This is a genomic window from Mesorhizobium sp. WSM4871 (assembly GCF_055811295.1).
The window spans coordinates 91992-108609 of the sequence record NZ_JBVVPU010000008.1; the positions used below are offsets into that span (position 1 = coordinate 91992).

Annotated in this window: 13 protein-coding genes; 10 read left to right on the plus strand and 3 right to left on the minus strand. The window is 63.4% G+C overall.

Going from position 1 to position 16618, the window contains the following annotated elements; genetic code table 11:
• Positions 1 to 35: 35 nt before the first annotated feature.
• Positions 36 to 950: a pyruvate, water dikinase regulatory protein gene (locus AC0L2H_RS17620; RefSeq protein WP_473591390.1), complete on the minus strand. Its 915-nt coding sequence runs from the start codon at positions 948 to 950 to the stop codon at positions 36 to 38.
• A gap of 310 nt (positions 951 to 1260) precedes the next feature.
• Between AC0L2H_RS17620 and hemE the strand changes: the two genes are divergently transcribed.
• The 3 genes from hemE (at position 1261) to rho (ending at position 4269) form a co-directional block, all read left to right on the plus strand.
• A complete protein-coding gene (hemE, locus tag AC0L2H_RS17625; protein WP_473591391.1) occupies positions 1261 to 2289 on the plus strand; it encodes a uroporphyrinogen decarboxylase in 1029 nt (342 codons plus the stop codon).
• 2 nt (positions 2290 to 2291) lie between these two features.
• The gene (gene hemJ / locus AC0L2H_RS17630) at positions 2292 to 2828 is read left to right on the plus strand and encodes a protoporphyrinogen oxidase HemJ (RefSeq protein ID WP_473591614.1); all 537 of its coding nucleotides are present in this window, start codon (positions 2292 to 2294) and stop codon (positions 2826 to 2828) included.
• A gap of 175 nt (positions 2829 to 3003) precedes the next feature.
• Positions 3004 to 4269 (plus strand): transcription termination factor Rho, encoded by a 1266-nt coding sequence (rho, locus tag AC0L2H_RS17635; RefSeq protein WP_473591392.1) that lies wholly within the window; start codon positions 3004 to 3006, stop codon positions 4267 to 4269.
• A 184-nt stretch (positions 4270 to 4453) separates the two neighbouring features.
• Here rho and AC0L2H_RS17640 read toward each other — a convergent pair whose 3' ends face one another.
• Positions 4454 to 6472 carry a thioredoxin domain-containing protein gene (locus AC0L2H_RS17640; RefSeq protein WP_473591393.1) on the minus strand — a complete coding sequence of 673 codons (2019 nt, stop codon included), beginning with the start codon at positions 6470 to 6472 and terminating at the stop codon, positions 4454 to 4456.
• Between the two features lie 63 nt (positions 6473 to 6535).
• On the opposite strand from AC0L2H_RS17640, the gene mnmE reads away from it, so the two are divergent.
• The 5 genes from mnmE to AC0L2H_RS17665 all read left to right on the plus strand — a co-directional run bounded on the left by mnmE (position 6536) and on the right by AC0L2H_RS17665 (position 12600).
• Positions 6536 to 7858 (plus strand): tRNA uridine-5-carboxymethylaminomethyl(34) synthesis GTPase MnmE, encoded by a 1323-nt coding sequence (mnmE, locus tag AC0L2H_RS17645; protein ID WP_473591394.1) that lies wholly within the window; start codon positions 6536 to 6538, stop codon positions 7856 to 7858.
• 422 nt (positions 7859 to 8280) lie between these two features.
• Positions 8281 to 10167, plus strand: coding sequence for a tRNA uridine-5-carboxymethylaminomethyl(34) synthesis enzyme MnmG (gene mnmG, locus AC0L2H_RS17650; protein WP_473591395.1), 1887 nt, complete (start codon positions 8281 to 8283; stop codon positions 10165 to 10167).
• Positions 10164 to 10796 (plus strand): 16S rRNA (guanine(527)-N(7))-methyltransferase RsmG, encoded by a 633-nt coding sequence (gene rsmG / locus AC0L2H_RS17655; protein ID WP_473591396.1) that lies wholly within the window; start codon positions 10164 to 10166, stop codon positions 10794 to 10796. The genes mnmG and rsmG overlap by 4 nt, the downstream gene beginning before the upstream one ends.
• Positions 10797 to 10848: 52 nt before the next feature.
• Positions 10849 to 11649, plus strand: coding sequence for a ParA family protein (locus AC0L2H_RS17660; RefSeq protein ID WP_097576920.1), 801 nt, complete (start codon positions 10849 to 10851; stop codon positions 11647 to 11649).
• 69 nt (positions 11650 to 11718) lie between these two features.
• The gene (locus AC0L2H_RS17665; RefSeq protein ID WP_473591397.1) at positions 11719 to 12600 is read left to right on the plus strand and encodes a ParB/RepB/Spo0J family partition protein; all 882 of its coding nucleotides are present in this window, start codon (positions 11719 to 11721) and stop codon (positions 12598 to 12600) included.
• Between the two features lie 295 nt (positions 12601 to 12895).
• Here the strand turns inward: AC0L2H_RS17665 and holA are convergent, their stop codons facing one another.
• The gene (gene holA / locus AC0L2H_RS17670; protein WP_473591398.1) at positions 12896 to 13942 is read right to left on the minus strand and encodes a DNA polymerase III subunit delta; all 1047 of its coding nucleotides are present in this window, start codon (positions 13940 to 13942) and stop codon (positions 12896 to 12898) included.
• Positions 13943 to 14368: 426 nt separating this feature from the next.
• Between holA and AC0L2H_RS17675 the strand changes: the two genes are divergently transcribed.
• Together AC0L2H_RS17675 and AC0L2H_RS17680 are read left to right on the plus strand one after the other, a co-directional pair.
• Positions 14369 to 15601, plus strand: coding sequence for a thiamine pyrophosphate-dependent enzyme (locus tag AC0L2H_RS17675; RefSeq protein ID WP_473591399.1), 1233 nt, complete (start codon positions 14369 to 14371; stop codon positions 15599 to 15601).
• Positions 15602 to 15603: 2 nt separating this feature from the next.
• Positions 15604 to 16617: an alpha-ketoacid dehydrogenase subunit beta gene (locus AC0L2H_RS17680; protein ID WP_473591400.1), complete on the plus strand. Its 1014-nt coding sequence runs from the start codon at positions 15604 to 15606 to the stop codon at positions 16615 to 16617.
• The last annotated feature ends 1 nt before the right edge of the window (position 16618 follow it).

Genomic DNA, 16618 nt, shown 5'->3' on the forward strand with positions numbered 1-16618 from the left:
GAATGATTTGGCGGCCCTCTGGCTCTTTTGCCTCATTATCTGTTCTTCCCCCGCAGGGCAACGATCGCCGCCGCCGTTTCCTCGATTGAGCGGCGGCTAACATCGATCATCGGCCAGCCATGCCGGGTGCAGATCTGGCGGGCATAGGCAAGCTCCTCGTTGATCGCGGCGCGGTCGACATAGTCGGTCGGCTCATAGGAAGTGGTGTTGGACAGGATGCGGTTCTGGCGAACCTGCGAGATGCGCTCGGCGGTAGCGATCAGCCCGACGATCAGCGGCGTCCTGGCATTGACCAGGCTTTCCGGCACCGGCACGCCAAGCACGATCGGAATGTTGGCGGTCTTGATGCCGCGATTGGCGAGATAGATGCTGGTCGGCGTCTTGGACGTGCGTGAGATGCCGATCAGCACGATGTCGGCATCATCCATATTGGCCGGCAGCTGGCCGTCATCATGCTCCATGGTGAAATTGAGCGCATCGATGCGGCGAAAATAGTCGGCGTCGAGAACATGCTGGGCTCCGACGCGGCGGCCGGCCGGGGTGCCGAGATAGGATTGGAACACGGTCAGCACCGGCTCCAGCACCGAGACGCAAGGCAGGCCCATGGTGGCGCAGCGCTCGTCGATGCCGCGGGCGAGCTTCTGGTCGACGACGGTATAGAGGATGATGCCCGGCTCCTCCTCGATATCCTCGAACACCTTCGCCACCTGCTTTTCGGTGCGGATCAGCGGATAGATATGCTCGATGGCGCGCGCGTCCTTGTATTGCGCCGACGCGGCGCGGCCGGCGGCAAGCAGCGTTTCGCCGGTGGCATCGGAAATCAAATGGAGGTGAAAGAAGCTCTGCGGTTTGTTCACAGGGGTCATTCCAGGCTGTGGGCCGGTGTGGATAAGGCTGGACGGAAAGAGCGACCGGCCGGCGGCGACTGTATCAGATGGCAGTTTGTCCACAATTCGATGCGCTGTCGACTTCGCCGGGCCGCTGGGGACAAATCCGTGGACGAGTGTTTTTGCCTTTGTGTCATCCACAGGGCCGTTTTCCCTGGGTCGGCGATAAGCCGTTGACTCCAGTGGGCGATTCCCGGCCTTCCACAAAGTTCTACAATCCCGATGGAGAAGCACGCGACAATATGCTGGCTGGCCTTTGCCGGGGTAAAGCGGGACAGGTGACAACCACCACAACCAACAGACTCTTAGAATCAGAAGATTCTTAGAAATAGAATATTTGATTTATAGAGAAGCCTGGAGAGGCGAGCGCTGAATGCCTGAAAACCGCATCATGCTGGACGTGCTGGAGGGCAAGACGGTGTCGCCGCCGCCGCTCTGGATGATGCGTCAGGCCGGCCGCTACCTGCCGGAATACCGGGAGACGCGCAAACGCGCCGGCTCGTTCCTCGATCTTTGCTACAATCCCGATCTTGCCGTCGAGGTTACGATGCAGCCGATCGAGCGCTTCGGGTTCGACGCCTCGATCCTGTTTTCCGATATCCTCGTCGTGCCGCATGCGCTGGGCCGCGACGTGCGCTTCGAGGAAGGCCGCGGCCCGCTGCTGACGCCAATCTCGGCTGCGGAGATTTCGGCTCTCGATGGCGAAACGTTTCACGTGAATCTCGAACCGGTCTACGAGGCGGTGCGCCGGTTGCGCGCGAAATTGCCTGGAGAGACGACGCTGATCGGCTTCTGCGGCGCGCCGTGGACGGTGGCGACCTATATGATTGCCGGCCACGGGACGCCCGACCAGGCGCCGGCGCGGCTGTTCGCCTATCGCGAGACGGCGGCTTTCTCTCGACTGCTGAAAGTGCTGGCCGATCATTCCGCCGCCTACCTCATTCGCCAGATCGAGGCCGGCGCCGATGTGGTGCAAATCTTCGACTCCTGGTCCGGCGTGCTCGACGAGGGGTCCTTCGAACTGTTCTGCGTTGAACCGGTGGCCGAGATCGTCAGGCAGGTTCGAGCCGTTCATCCCGATGTTCCGATCATCGGCTTTCCCAAGGGCGCCGGCGATCACTACCGCAGCTATCGGCAGAAGACCGGTGTGACCGGCCTTGGCCTCGACTGGACCGTGCCGCTGACAGCGGCGCGAGAGTTGCAGCGAGATGGCGCCGTCCAGGGCAATCTCGATCCGCTGCGGCTGGTGGTCGGCGGCAAGGCGCTTGCCGAGGGCGTAGAAGCGATCCTGAAGGCGTTGGGCAAGGGGCCGCTGATCTTCAACCTCGGCCATGGCATCACGCCGGAGACGCCGCTGGCGCATGTCGAGCAGATGGTGAAGCTGGTGAGGAGCGCATCATGACGATGATGGGCAAAGGCAATGCTGATGGTGGCGGAGCGGCGATGCGCCGGGCGGCGATCGCGATTGCCCTCTTCCTGGTGCTGGCCGGGCTGCTGTTCTTGTTCGGGCCGGAAGATTTCTATCCATGGGCGAAGGCGATCCATATGATTGCCGTCATTTCGTGGATGGCGGGCATGCTCTATCTGCCGCGGCTGCTGGTCTATCATGCCGATGCGCAGAAGGGTTCGGTGCAGTCGGAAACCTTCAAGGTGATGGAGCGCCGCCTGCTGCGCGGCATCATCAATCCGGCCATGATCATCACCTGGGCGCTTGGCCTCTGGCTTGCCTGGAAGGGCTTCGGTTTCCACGGCGGCTGGCTGCATGCCAAGATCGCGGCGGTGGTTGGCCTCTCCGCCGTTCACGGCTATCTGGCGGGCGCCGTGCGCAAATTCGCCGAGGATCGCAACGAAAAACCGGCGAGGCACTGGCGGATCGTCAATGAGATCCCCACATTGCTGATGATCGTCATTGTCGTGCTGGTTATCGTGAAGCCGTTCTGACGCAGAATGGCGCTGCTGGTGTGACCAGCAAAAGGCGGCTTGCTCTTTCACCCGACCGACGATAAAAGACGGGTCTTCCTTCCCGTCATGCGCCGCCCCTTCATCGCTTTCGGCCGCGCCCGGCATTTGTCGCATCCCGCCGATCTTTTTCCCAAATCCGATTCAGAGTCCGTCTATGCAAGAAATGAAACTCACCGAGTTCAAGAACAAGAAACCACCAGAGCTGATCGCTTATGCCGAATCGCTCGAGGTCGAGAACGCCAGCGTCATGCGCAAGCAGGAGCTGATGTTCGCCATCCTGAAGAAGCTGGCAGCGCAGGAGATCGAGATCATCGGCGACGGCGTCGTCGAGGTGCTGCAGGACGGCTTCGGCTTCCTGCGCTCGGCCAATGCCAATTATCTGCCGGGTCCCGACGATATCTATATCTCGCCTTCGCAGATCCGCCGCTTTTCGCTGAAGACCGGCGATACCGTCGAAGGGCCGATCCGCAGCCCGAAGGAAGGCGAACGCTATTTCGCCCTGCTCAAGGTCAACACCATCAATTTCGATGACCCCGAGAAGATTCGCCACAAGATCCACTTCGATAATCTGACACCGCTTTATCCGACCAAACGGCTGAAGATGGAGATCGACAATCCGACCAGCAAGGACATCTCGGCGCGCGTCATCGACCTGGTGGCGCCGATCGGCAAGGGCCAGCGCGCGTTGATCAACGCGCAGCCGCGCACCGGCAAGACCGTGCTGATGCAGAACATCGCGCACTCGATCACGGCCAACCATCCGGAATGCTACCTCATCGTGCTTCTGATCGACGAGCGGCCGGAGGAAGTGACCGACATGCAGCGCTCGGTGAAGGGAGAGGTGATCTCCTCGACCTTCGACGAGCCGGCGGTGCGCCACGTGCAGGTCGCCGAAATGGTGATCGAGAAGGCCAAGCGCCTGGTCGAGCATGGCCGTGACGTCGTCATCCTGCTCGATTCGATCACGCGGCTGGGCCGCGCCTACAACACCGTGGTGCCGTCATCGGGCAAGGTGCTGACCGGCGGTGTCGACGCCAATGCGCTGCAGCGGCCGAAGCGCTTCTTTGGTGCTGCCCGCAACATCGAGGAAGGCGGTTCGCTGACCATCATCGCCACCGCGCTGATCGACACCGGCAGCCGCATGGACGAAGTCATCTTCGAAGAGTTCAAGGGCACCGGCAACTGCGAAATCCAGCTCGACCGCAAGGTGGCGGACAAGCGCATCTACCCGGCCATGGACATCCTGAAGTCCGGCACCCGCAAGGAAGACCTTCTGGTCTCCAGGCAGGACCTGCAGAAGGTCTTCGTGCTGCGCCGGATTCTCGCGCCGATGGGAACGACCGACGCGATCGAGTTCCTGATCGACAAGCTGAAGCAGACCAAGACGAATGCGGATTTCTTCGATTCGATGAATACGTGATTGGTTGGTCGGCCACCCCGCGCCTTCGTCATCCTCGGGCCTGACCCGAGGATCGATGCCGTCAGGTTTGCCGGAGAAAACAGCGGAGCAGAATCTGCCCGTTGCAGCGCTCGAAAGTCACGGCATGGATCCCAGGGTCTCCGCGACGTCGCTTCGCTTCTGCTTCGCCCTGGGATGACGAATGCTATCTTCGCCGCAATAACCCTTCCAACTCTTCGGCTTCCCTCACCACCGGCAAACAGACCTGCCCCGTGCACAACCAGGCGCCGGGCTTGTCGGTTGGCGGCAGAACGCCGCCGGGCAATGTTGGCCGATTCGTGTCCGCACCCATGGCCACAACGATATCCACCCGGCGCGGGTCTGGATTTCGATTCGCAACCGGAACAAGCGTTGGATTCACGGGGCTGTCGACGATCACCAGCTTCAATGGTTCGAGTGCCGAAGCGCAGGCGTTGACGATGCCGGCCTGGCCATGGGCCTGGTGGGCCGCGCGGCCGGCCGCGTGTTCGGCGATTGTCCACGCCCTCTCCTGCAGGTCGAGATCTCCGGTGACCGAAGACAGCCGGACCAGAGCCTCGATGATCTGGCCGGTGGCCGAAGGAATGGCTTCGTCGACATCGCCCCGGATGCGGATCGGCACATCGGTGCTGTCCGACGCGGTCAGATAGTAGCCGGTCTTGTTCTCGTCCTGATGCCAGTGGTCGAGTTGTTCGATGAATTGCCTTGCCCGATCGACGTAGTTCGAGTTGCCTGTGGCCTCGAACAGCGCAATCGCGGCGTTGGTCATGGCGGCATAATCGCTCGACAGAGCCGGAAACAGCTTCCTGGCGCCGAGCATCGAATGTGGCAGTCGCTTGTCCTGCCCGGCATTGGCGATATGGGCGAAAGCAATCTCAGCCGCTTCGGTCCAGTCGGGCCGGTCCAAGGATCGCCCCGCCTCGGCCAAGGCTGTGATCATCAAGCCGTTCCAGTCGGTCAGGGCCTTGCCGTCACGCCCGGGTCGGACGCGGTATTCTCTCTTTGCCAGCAACTTCTCCTTCAATGGAAGAAGAAGGTCGCGATCGGCCACGCTTTGCGCCTGCTGGGTCGCTGTCTGGTGGAGGATCGGCTTGCCCTCCCAGCCATGCGGGCCGGAAAGCGTGAAGTATTTGAAAAACAGGGCTGATTCGTCGCCGAGGACGGTTTCGATCTCATCCCTGCCCCAGGTGTAGAAAAGCCCCTCCTCGCCGTCGCTATCGGCATCGAGGCTGGCGGCGAAGGCGCCGCCCTCGACGCGCATCTCGCGCAGCAGCCAGCCTACTGTCTCTTCGATTCGCACCCGGAACAAATCATTGCCCGATGGCGCATAGGCCCAGTTGCACTGGCGGATCAGCTGGGCGTTGTCGTAGAGCATCTTTTCGAAATGCGGCACCAGCCATTCGGCGTCGGTGGAATAGCGGCTCAGGCCGCCGCCGATATGGTCATAGATGCCGCCAGCCAGCATTTTTTCGAGGCTGGTGAGGACGGCGTCGCGATGGGAGGCGGCGCCGTCGCGCAGCCAGGACAGCCAGAGCGTCTGCATAAACGGCGCATTGGGGAATTTTGGCGCGCCGCGCAGGCCGCCCAGATCGCTGTCGATGATGCCGTCGATGCCGCTGGCGAGGTCTTCCAGCGTAGCGCGGTCGAGCGCGGCCTTGGCATGGCCACCGGCCAGCCGCGCCTCGACATGATTGGTCAGGCCGTCGGCGCTCTGGTTGAGGCTCGGCCGCTTGTCGCGCCAGGCCTTGTCGACCGCTTCCATCACCTGGATGAAGCCGGGGCGGCCGTAGCGTGCCTCGCGCGGAAAATAGGTGCCGCCCCAGAAGGGTTTGCCGTCTGGGGTCAGGAACATGGTCAGCGGCCAGCCGCCCTGCTCGCCCATCGAGGACAGCGCGGCCATATAGATCTGGTCGATGTCGGGCCGCTCCTCGCGGTCGACCTTGATATTGACGAAGAGACGGTTCATGACGGCGGCGACGTCGTCGTTCTCGAAGCTCTCATGCGCCATGACGTGGCACCAGTGGCAGGCGGCGTAGCCGACGGAGAGCAGGATCGGCCGGTCCAGCGCCCTGGCTTCGGCAAGGGCCGCGGGCGACCAGGCCCGCCAATGCACCGGATTGCCGCTGTGCTGCTGCAGATAGGGGCTGGCTTCTTCGGCGAGCAGATTTTGCGCGGGCAACGTCACGAGGCAACTCGGTTTGGTGGGACGGTTCTCCGGGAAGCTAGGGCGGTTAAATAGAGCGGGCAAATGATTTCAGGCGATTCCATTGTTGCTCTTTCCAGCGGCCGCCTGCCCGCCGGCATTGGCGTGATCCGCATTTCGGGTGCGCAGACTCGATTCGTTATCGAAACGATTGCCGGCGGTATGGTTAAGGATCGCGTCGCGTCGCTGCGCAAGCTGCGGGCAGCGGATGGAACCTTGCTCGATACCGGATTGGTGGTCTTCTTCCCGGCTCCGAACAGCTTTACCGGCGAGGATGTCGCCGAGTTCCATGTTCATGGCGGACGGGCTGTCGCGGTTAGAATGCTGGAGACGATCACGGGCTTCGACGGCGTCAGGCATGCCGAGCCCGGCGAATTCACCCGGCGCGCCTTTCTCAACGGCAAGGTCGACCTGGTCGAGACCGAGGCGCTGGCCGATCTGGTCAACGCCGAGACCGAGGCACAAAGGCGCTTTGCGGTGCAAAATGCCGAAGGCGCGCAGAGCGAACTCTATCTCGGTTGGCGCCGGCGGCTCATCCATGCGCGCGCGATGATCGAAGCCGAGATCGACTTCGCCGACGAAGACGATGTGCCCGGTTCCGTGGCGGACATGGTGTGGACGGATGTCAGGGCGATGGTCGACGACATCGGCCGCCATGTCGAAGGGTTCCGGGCCGCCGAAATTATCCGCGACGGGTTCGAAGTCGTCATCCTCGGGGCGCCGAATGCCGGGAAATCCAGCCTGTTCAACGCGTTGGCCCGGCGCGAGGCAGCGATCGTCACCGATGAGCCCGGCACGACCCGCGATCTGCTTGAAGTGGTGCTGGATCTCAGTGGCGTGCGGGTCAGGGTCACCGATACGGCCGGTCTGCGCGAAGCGCCGGGCAAGGTCGAGGCGATCGGCATCGAGAAGGCGCGGGCCAAGGCGCATGGCGCCGATCTCTTGCTGGTGCTGGAGGACATGGCCGATCCGGTTCCAGTCGGCGCGATACCGACCGACGCGCCGGTGTTAAGGATTGGAACAAAGGCTGACTTGATCGAGCCGCAGTTGCTGGCGGCGGATTATGATGCTGCGATTTCGGTCAGGGATGGCACAGGTGTGCCGGAGTTGCTGGCAGAGATCGGACGTCGCGCCGCGGCGGAAATCGGTCAAGCGGGCGATGTCCTGCCGTCGCGGCTGCGGCATGTCGAACTTCTCAACGAGACCAGGCGCTTTCTGCTGGCAGCGTTGACCGAGGACGGGCGCGGGCAGGAGTTGCGGGCGGAGGAGTTGCGCCTGGCGGCGGATCGGCTTGGACGAATCGTCGGGTCGGTTGACGTCGAGGATTTGCTGGATGTGATCTTTTCGCAGTTCTGCATTGGGAAATGACTCACGTGAAACATTGCAGAGCGGCGGCGGTGATTCACGTGAAACATTCGGGGCGGGCGCCCCCTGTCATTTCCTAGGGCGGAGCGAACGCGAAGCGGAGCGCAGACCCCAGGATCCATGCCGTGCCCTCAGCCGAAGGATGCAGCGGTTCGGAATGGTCTCTGTCGCAGCACACCCTTGTCGTTGAACTGACGCGCGGAAAAAGTACTTGATTCGGGCAGGCCTTCGTTTGCCATCGATGTCGCGGCATGGATCCTAGGGTCTGCGCTGCGTCGCTTCGCTCCTTGCTTCGCCCTAGGATGACGAAGTTCAAGAGGTATCGCCTCGTTTGCATTGTTTCACGTGAAACGGCTTTGCCTGCGTCCTTGACAGCAGGCGCTCTCGGGCACATGTGTCGACCACTCTGAAGCTGGAGCACTGGAATGACCGATCGCTATGATGTGGTTGTGGTGGGCGGCGGCCATGCGGGCTGCGAGGCGGCCAGTGCGGCCGCGCGCGCTGGGGCGCGGACTGCCCTGGTGACGCTGCGCTTCGACACGATCGGCGTCATGTCCTGCAATCCGGCCATCGGCGGCCTCGGCAAGGGCCATCTGGTCCGCGAGATCGACGCCATGGACGGGCTGATGGGCCGTGTCGCCGATGCTGCCGGCATCCAGTTCCGCCTGCTCAATCGCCGCAAGGGACCAGCGGTGCGCGGGCCGCGCACCCAGGCCGATCGCAAGCTTTATCGCCTTGCCATGCAAGCAGCGATTCGGCAGCAGAACGATCTCGACGTGGTCGAGGGCGAGGTGCTGGATTTCGCAATCGACGATGGGCGCATAGCGGCGGTGCTGCTGGCCGATGGTCGCCGGCTCAGCTGCGGCGCCGTGGTGCTGACCACCGGAACCTTCCTGCGCGGGCTGATCCATATCGGCGAGAATAAGATCGTCGCCGGCCGCATGAACGAACAGGCGAGCCTCGGCCTTTCAGCCACCATGGCACGCGCGGGCTTCAAGCTCGGGCGGCTGAAGACAGGCACGCCGCCGCGGCTTGACGGCCGCACCATCGACTGGGCCTCGCTGGAGAGCCAGGCGGCGGATGATGATCCCGTGCCGTTCTCGTTGATGACTGATCGTATCGAGAATCCGCAGATCCACTGCGGCATCACGCGCACGACGACCGCTACGCACGAGCTGATTCGCGCCAATCTCGGCCGCTCCGCCATGTACTCCGGCTCGATTGAAGGCGTCGGGCCGCGTTACTGCCCATCCATCGAGGACAAGATCGTCAAGTTCGGCGACCGAGAGGGCCACCAGATATTCCTCGAGCCCGAGGGGCTGGACGACGACACCGTCTACCCGAACGGCATTTCGACCTCGCTGCCCGAGGATGTGCAGCTCGACATATTGAAGACCATTCCCGGCCTGGAGCGCGCAACCATGCTGCAGCCCGGCTACGCCATCGAATATGATCATGTCGATCCGCGCGAGCTCGCGCCGACGCTGGAGACGAAGCGGATCGGCGGATTGTTCCTGGCCGGGCAGATCAACGGCACGACTGGGTATGAAGAGGCCGGGGCGCAAGGCTTGCTGGCTGGCCTGAATGCCGCCCGCAAGGCGCCGGCCAGCGACCAGGTCGTGCTCAGCCGCACCGAGGCCTATATCGGCGTGATGGTCGACGATCTGACCAGCCGCGGCATCAGCGAACCCTATCGCATGTTCACCTCGCGAGCGGAGTTCCGGCTGTCGCTTCGGGCGGACAATGCCGATGAGCGGCTGACGCCGCTGGCCATGAAGCTCGGAATCGCTTCGCGGGAACGCACACAGCGGTTCGCTGAAGTCGTGCAGGATCTGGAGACGGCGCGGGCGCTGGCACTTGGCATGAGCATGACGCCCAACGAGGCGGCGCGCCATGGCTTGGAGATCAACAAGGACGGCGTGCGCCGCTCGGCTTATGAACTGCTGGCTTATCCCGGCGTCGACGTCGCCTGGCTGACGCGGATCGCGCCCGAGTTCGGCGCGATCGATGCCAAGACGGCGGAACGCCTTGAAACGGAGGCGAAATATTCCGTTTACCTTGACCGGCAGCAGGCGGACGTCACGCAGATCCGGCATGAGGAGAGCCGGCTGATCCCGGCTTCGCTCGACTTCGCCGCGGTGCCTGGCCTGTCGAACGAGCTGAAGCAGAAGATGCTGGCTCGCCAGCCGCGCTCCATTGCGGATGCACAACGCATGGAAGGGATGACGCCGGCGGCCCTCGCGATCATCGTTGCGCATGTCCGCAACGCCGAGGGGTCCCTGCAAAAGAATGCGCAAAGGGATGTTGCGTGAGCGCTGCGTCCTGGGCGAGCCTGCAAGAGGCAGCCGGCCCGGTTTCACGTGAAACATTCGATCGTTTGGTCGCGTTCGAAGGGGTGTTCCAGAAGTGGAATCGCAGCATAAATCTTGCCGCGCCTTCGACGATGAACGATGTCTGGGGCCGTCACATCCTCGACAGCGCCCAGCTCGCTCGAATCGCGCCCGAGGCGAAGAGCTGGGTCGATCTCGGCTCGGGCGGCGGTTTTCCCGGCCTGGTTCTTGCCTTTCTGCTTGCCGAGCGCGATGGCGCCAGCATCGATCTCGTTGAAAGCAATCGGAAAAAAGCGTCCTTCCTGCAGACGGTCGTCGGGCAGTTCAACCTGCCGGCGCGGGTCACCGCGCTCCGCATCGATGACAGCTATCCTATTGTTCCGACACCGGAAATCGTCACGGCCAGGGCGCTGGCGCCGCTCCCCATGCTGCTCGACCTGGCATCACCCTGGCTGACCAAGGGCGCGCGCGGCCTGTTCCACAAAGGCCGGGATTACCGCGCCGAAGTGGCAGAAAGCACTCAACGATGGTCCTTCGATCTGGTAGAACATGCCAGTGTGACCGACGCCCATGGCGTCATCCTCGAACTGTCTGGCTTGCGGCCCCTCTGACTTGCGATTCCCTTTGACTGGCGACCTCGGAATGAATTTCTGGCATAGACCCATGATGAAGAACGGCCCTCGAATCATCACCGTAGCCAACCAGAAGGGCGGGGTCGGCAAGACGACGACCGCCATCAATCTGGCTACCGCGCTGGCGGCGATCGGCGAAAAGGTGCTGATCGTCGACCTCGATCCGCAAGGCAATGCCTCGACGGGCCTTGGCATCGACCGCAAGGACCGCACCGTGTCGTCCTATGACGTGCTGACCGGCGAGCTCGATCTCGAAGCAGCGGCGATCCCGACTGCCGTGCCCGGCCTGTCGATCGTGCCGTCGACGCTCGACCTGCTCGGCATCGAGATGGAGATCGCTTCCGCGCCCGACCGGGTGCTCAAGCTGCGCAACGCGCTGCGCGCGGCGAGCGAGCGTGGCGCGCCCTTCGGCTATGTGCTGATAGACTGCCCGCCTTCGCTCAATCTTTTGACTTTGAATTCAATGGCGGCAGCCGATTCTGTTCTTGTTCCGCTGCAATGCGAGTTCTTCGCGCTGGAAGGCCTCAGTCAGCTGCTCGAAACGGTCGAGCAGGTGCGCCGCACGATCAATCCGGATCTGATCATCCAGGGCATCGTGCTGACCATGTATGACGGCCGCAACAATCTCGCCAACCAGGTGGTGCAGGATGTCCGGGCGCATATGGGCGACAAGGTCTACGAGACCATCATCCCGCGTAATGTTAGGGTGTCCGAGGCGCCGTCCTACGGCAAGCCGGCGATCCTCTACGATCTCAAATGCTCCGGCAGCCAGGCCTATCTGCAGCTTGCCTCGGAAGTGATCCGCCGCGAGCGCAAATTGCGCGCAGCGTAAAGGGTTACCCGGTTTTGCTACAGCGATACGAAAGAAGCCGATTCGATACCGAAACGATCTGGACGGACGATGACTGAAGACCTTTCAAGAAAAAGACTGGGGCGGGGACTTGCGGCGCTGATCGGCGAGATCGATCGCCCGGCAGCGGTGGAAAAGCAGGGCATGAGCGCCGACGGCAAGGTGCCGATTGAGTTCATCAGCCCCAATCCGAAAAACCCGCGCCGGCATTTCGGCGATGCCGAGCTGACCGATCTTGCGCAATCGATCCGCGAACATGGCGTGGTGCAGCCGGTGGTGGCGCGGCCGTCGCCCTCGCAGCCCGGCCGCTACGAGATCATCGCCGGCGAGCGGCGCTGGCGCGCGGCACAGCGCGCCGGCCTGACCGAGATCCCGATCATCGTGCGCGATGTCAACGACCGCACGGCGCTGGAACTGGCGATCATCGAAAACGTCCAGCGCGCCGACCTCAATCCGGTCGAGGAGGCGCAGGGCTATCAGCAATTGATCGACGACCACGGCTACACCCAGGCCGATCTCGGCAATGTCATCGGCAAGAGCCGCAGCCATGTCGCCAACACGCTGCGGCTGTTGAAGCTGCCCGAGGTGATCCGCGACATGCTTGTCGATGGCGCGCTTTCAGCCGGCCATGCTCGCACGCTGGTGACTGCGGAAGACCCGGCAGGCCTTGCCAAGCGGATCGTCGAGGACGGGCTTTCGGTGCGCCAGGCCGAGGCGCTGGCGCAGGCGCCGGCCGGCGCGCCAGCCGCGCCAAGGAAGGCCGAACCGGCGCAAAAGGATGCCGACACGCTGGCGCTGGAGAAGCTGATGACCGATACGACCGGCATGATCGTGTCGATCGAGCACAAGGGGAAGGGTGGGGTGCTGCACGTCTCGTACCGGACGCTGGAGCAGCTTGACGAATTGTGCCGACGGTTGAAGCAGGAGCGGTAGATCGTTGAAGGATCATGATATTTAGCCGGCAAATAAAGTTCTGGCTTAGGATTAATTCCTCGCGCCAATAAGAAGGGTCGGCCACCGCGTCGGCCCTTTTCTTTGAGATGTTGGCGGTTGGCGAAATCGCTGAAGCTGTCAATCTCCCCCCTCGAGGGGGAGATGGCCGGCAGGCCAGAAGGGGTCGTCTCACATCAAGCGCCGGCGCCTTGCCGAAGCGAAGAAAGTGTCGGCGCTTCACGCGCGGCGACCCCCTCTGTCGCCTTCGGCGACATCTCCCCCTCGAGGGGGGAGATCATCCGCGCTGCGCCAGCCTTGCGCTCTCCACAGCAATGCCGAGCAGGGCCTGCCGCGCGAGCGCGACCGACAAATCCGGCCGCCGCCTTGTTTGCAGCACGGCAGTCTGCAGCCGGTTCAGGGCGCGGCCGAGCGCATCGCTGTTCCAGCGTTCGAGTGCCCGCTCGACCAGTTTGCGCCGCGAGAAAAAAACCGGCGGGCGGGCCCCGGCGACGACCGAGGCAGCGTTACGGCCGCCGGAGTCCATCTGGCCGCGCATGGCCTGCATCGCCTGCAATTGCCGCATCGCCGACGACAGCACTAGGAAGGGCTGGCCGCCGGACTGGCAATGGCGGGTGAAGGCAGTGTCGAAGTCGCCGATCTTGCCTTCAAGCACGGCATCGACGGCGTCGTCGAAAGAAGCGCCTGAGACATCGCCCGATGTCGCCTTGACGTCGTCGAGGCTGATTTCCTTCTGGCCATGGGCATAGAGCACGAGCTTTTCGATCTCGCCGCGCGAGGCCAGCCGGTCGCCGCCGAGGTTGCGGCGCAGCGCCTGCCTTGCGTCGAGCGCCATCGACATGCCGGCCTTGCGCAACTCGTCGTCGATGACCCCATCGATGTCCCTGGCCTCATCGGCGTAGCAAGGCAGGGCCATAGCGTTGTCGGCTGCCTCGACGATCGAGCGCAGGCCGACGCCCTTCTTCAGGTCGCCGGCTTCGATGAGAATAATCGCATCCCGCGCGGGCTCCGTGACAAGCGCCTTGACGTCGTCGGCCAGAGCCTTCTGGCCGCTGGCATTGCGTACCCAGAGCAAGCGTCGATCCGAAAACATCGGCACGGTGCAGGCCTCGTCGAGCAGGCGGCCCTCATCGCGGTCGATCTCCGAACCGTCGAGCCTGACCACCGAGAACGGATCGTCGAGCGGCAGGCCGGTCTTGCCAGCGAAGGCCTTGGCGCGCTCGGCGACAAGCCCGCGATCGGGACCGTAGATCAGGACGATCGAGACGCGCGGGTCGGGCTTCGCGAGCCAGGAATCGACCTCGTATGCTTTCTTCTGTGCCATGGGGGATGGTTAGCATGGTGTGGGCGCTGGGTGAACGGCTCTTCCCTTCTCCCCATGTGGGAGAAGGTGGATCGGCGCGCAGCGCCGAGACGGATGAGGGGTGTTGGACGGAGCGCCGTTGGTGCCAAGCTGGAGCACCCCTCATCCGTCGCCTTCGGCGACACCTTCTCCCACAAGGGGAGAAGGGCCCGCGTGACAACCCGCCGCTGCCAATTGTCTCTTCTGGCGGAAAAGCTCGCGCAACCTTTGCCCAAATTGCGCGCTGCGGCGGAAGTTAGACAGGAAATTACGAGCGCTTGTCTTCATCTTACGCCGCAGTGGGTCGGCTGCCGGACCGAGGCTCTTCGGCAGCATTTCAATCGCCCCAACGAATTGGCACTGGTCTGGCGGTGTGCGAAGATCGGGCAACATTGGAGGACGAAGGTCATGGCCGATGCTGGAATGTTGCGCTTCCATGTGCCGGAACCGGAAGTGCGGCCGGGCGGGACGCCGGATTTCTCCAATGTGACGATACCCAAGGCCGGCTCGGTGCCGCGCCCCGAAATCGATGTCGATCCGCGCACCATCCGCGACATGGCGTTTTCGATCATCCGTGTCCTAAACCGCAACGGCGAGGCCGTCGGCCCCTGGGCCGACCTGCTTTCCGACGACGAGCTGCTGGAGGGGTTGCGCCACATGATGACGCTGCGCAGCTTCGACGCACGCATGCAAATGGCGCAGCGCCAGGGCAAGACCTCGTTCTACATGCAGCACCTTGGCGAAGAGGCAGTGAGCTGCGCCTTCCGCAAGGCGCTGGCGCCGGGCGACATGAATTTTCCGACCTATCGGCAAGCCGGCCTGCTCATCGCCGACGGCTATCCGATGGTGACGATGATGAACCAGATCTATTCGAACGAGGCCGATCCGCTGAAGGGACGGCAACTGCCGATCATGTACTCGTCGAAGGAACACGGCTTCTTCTCGATCTCCGGCAATTTGGCGACGCAATATATCCAGGCGGTCGGCTGGGCGATGGCTTCGGCGATCTCCAATGATTCACGCATCGCCGCCGCCTGGATCGGCGACGGTTCGACGGCCGAGTCCGACTTCCATGCAGCCCTGGTGTTCGCCTCGACCTACAAGGCGCCGGTCGTGCTCAACGTCGTCAACAACCAATGGGCGATCTCGACCTTCCAGGGCATTGCGCGTGGCGGCTCCGGTACCTTCGCCGCGCGCGGCCTCGGCTTCGGCATCCCTTCGCTGCGCGTCGACGGCAATGATTATCTTGCCGTGCATGCGGTGGCCAAATGGGCGGCGGAGCGGGCGCGCAGCAATCTCGGGCCGACGCTGGTCGAATATGTGACCTACCGCGTCGGCGCGCATTCGAGCTCCGACGATCCTTCCGCCTACCGGCCGAAAGCAGAGTCCGACGCCTGGCCGCTGGGCGACCCGATCGTGCGCTTGAAGAACCACCTCATCCAGCGCGGCGTCTGGTCGGACGAGCGCCACGCCCAGGCCGAAGCGGAGATCCTCGAAACGGTAATCGCGGCGCAAAGGGAGGCCGAACGCCACGGCACGCTGCATGCCGGCGGCAAGCCGTCGGCGCGCGACATGTTCGAAGGCGTCTATGCCGAGATGCCGCCGCATCTGAGGCGCCAGCGCCAACAGGCAGGGGTCTGACCATGCCAAGACGGACGATGATCGAGGCGATCCGCGACGCCATGGACGTGTCGATGGCGCGCGACGAACGCGTTATCGTCTATGGCGAGGATGTCGGCTTTTTCGGCGGCGTCTTCCGCTGCACACAAGGCCTGCAGGCGAAATACGGCAAGAGCCGCTGCTTCGACGCGCCGATCAGCGAGGCCGGCATTGTCGGCTCGGCCATCGGTATGGCGGCCTACGGCCTGAAGCCTTGCGTCGAGGTGCAGTTTGCCGACTATGTTTATCCGGCCTACGACCAGATCGTCTCGGAGGCGGCGCGGCTGCGCTACCGCTCGAACGGCGATTTCACCTGCCCGATCGTGGTGCGCATGCCGACCGGCGGCGGCATCTTCGGAGGCCAGACCCACAGCCAGAGCCCGGAGGCGCTGTTCACCCATGTCTCCGGCCTGAAGGTCGTGGTGCCATCCAATCCGCATGACGCCAAGGGCCTGCTGATTTCGGCGATCGAGGATCCCGACCCGGTGATCTTCCTGGAGCCGAAGCGGCTCTATAACGGTCCCTTCGACGGTCACCACGACCGCCCGGTGACGCCGTGGTCCAAGCATGAGCTCGGCGAGGTCGCCGAGGGTCATTACACGGTGCCGCTCGGCAAGGCGGTCATCCGCCGGCCGGGCGCTGCCGTCACCGTGCTTGCCTATGGCACGATGGTCTATGTCGCCGAAGCCGCCGCCGCCGAGACCGGCATCGATGCCGAAATCATCGATCTCAGGACCTTGTTGCCGCTCGATCTCGACACAATAGTCGCCTCGGTGAAGAAAACCGGGCGCTGCGTGGTCGTGCACGAGGCGACGCTGACCTCCGGCTTCGGCGCCGAGCTGTCGGCGCTGGTGCAGGAGAATTGTTTCTATCACCTCCAAGCGCCGGTGGCGCGGGTCGCCGGCTGGGACACGCCCTATCCGCATGCGCAGGAATGGGACTATTTCCCCGGGCCCGCCAGGGTCGGCCGCGCCTTGCTTGAAACGATGGAGGCCTAGC

Excerpts from the sequence above, each read along its gene's own strand:
- hemE (WP_473591391.1), top strand. The coding sequence starts at position 1,261 with ATGCCTGAAAACCGCATCATGCTGGACGTGCTGGAGGGCAAGACGGTG.
- hemJ (WP_473591614.1), top strand. The coding sequence starts at position 2,292 with ATGATGGGCAAAGGCAATGCTGATGGTGGCGGAGCGGCGATGCGCCGG.
- rho (WP_473591392.1), top strand. The coding sequence starts at position 3,004 with ATGCAAGAAATGAAACTCACCGAGTTCAAGAACAAGAAACCACCAGAG.
- mnmE (WP_473591394.1), top strand. The coding sequence starts at position 6,536 with ATGATTTCAGGCGATTCCATTGTTGCTCTTTCCAGCGGCCGCCTGCCC.
- mnmG (WP_473591395.1), top strand. The coding sequence starts at position 8,281 with ATGACCGATCGCTATGATGTGGTTGTGGTGGGCGGCGGCCATGCGGGC.
- AC0L2H_RS17660 (WP_097576920.1), top strand. The coding sequence starts at position 10,849 with ATGATGAAGAACGGCCCTCGAATCATCACCGTAGCCAACCAGAAGGGC.
- AC0L2H_RS17665 (WP_473591397.1), top strand. The coding sequence starts at position 11,719 with ATGACTGAAGACCTTTCAAGAAAAAGACTGGGGCGGGGACTTGCGGCG.
- holA (WP_473591398.1), bottom strand. The coding sequence starts at position 13,942 with ATGGCACAGAAGAAAGCATACGAGGTCGATTCCTGGCTCGCGAAGCCC.
- AC0L2H_RS17675 (WP_473591399.1), top strand. The coding sequence starts at position 14,369 with ATGGCCGATGCTGGAATGTTGCGCTTCCATGTGCCGGAACCGGAAGTG.
- AC0L2H_RS17680 (WP_473591400.1), top strand. The coding sequence starts at position 15,604 with ATGCCAAGACGGACGATGATCGAGGCGATCCGCGACGCCATGGACGTG.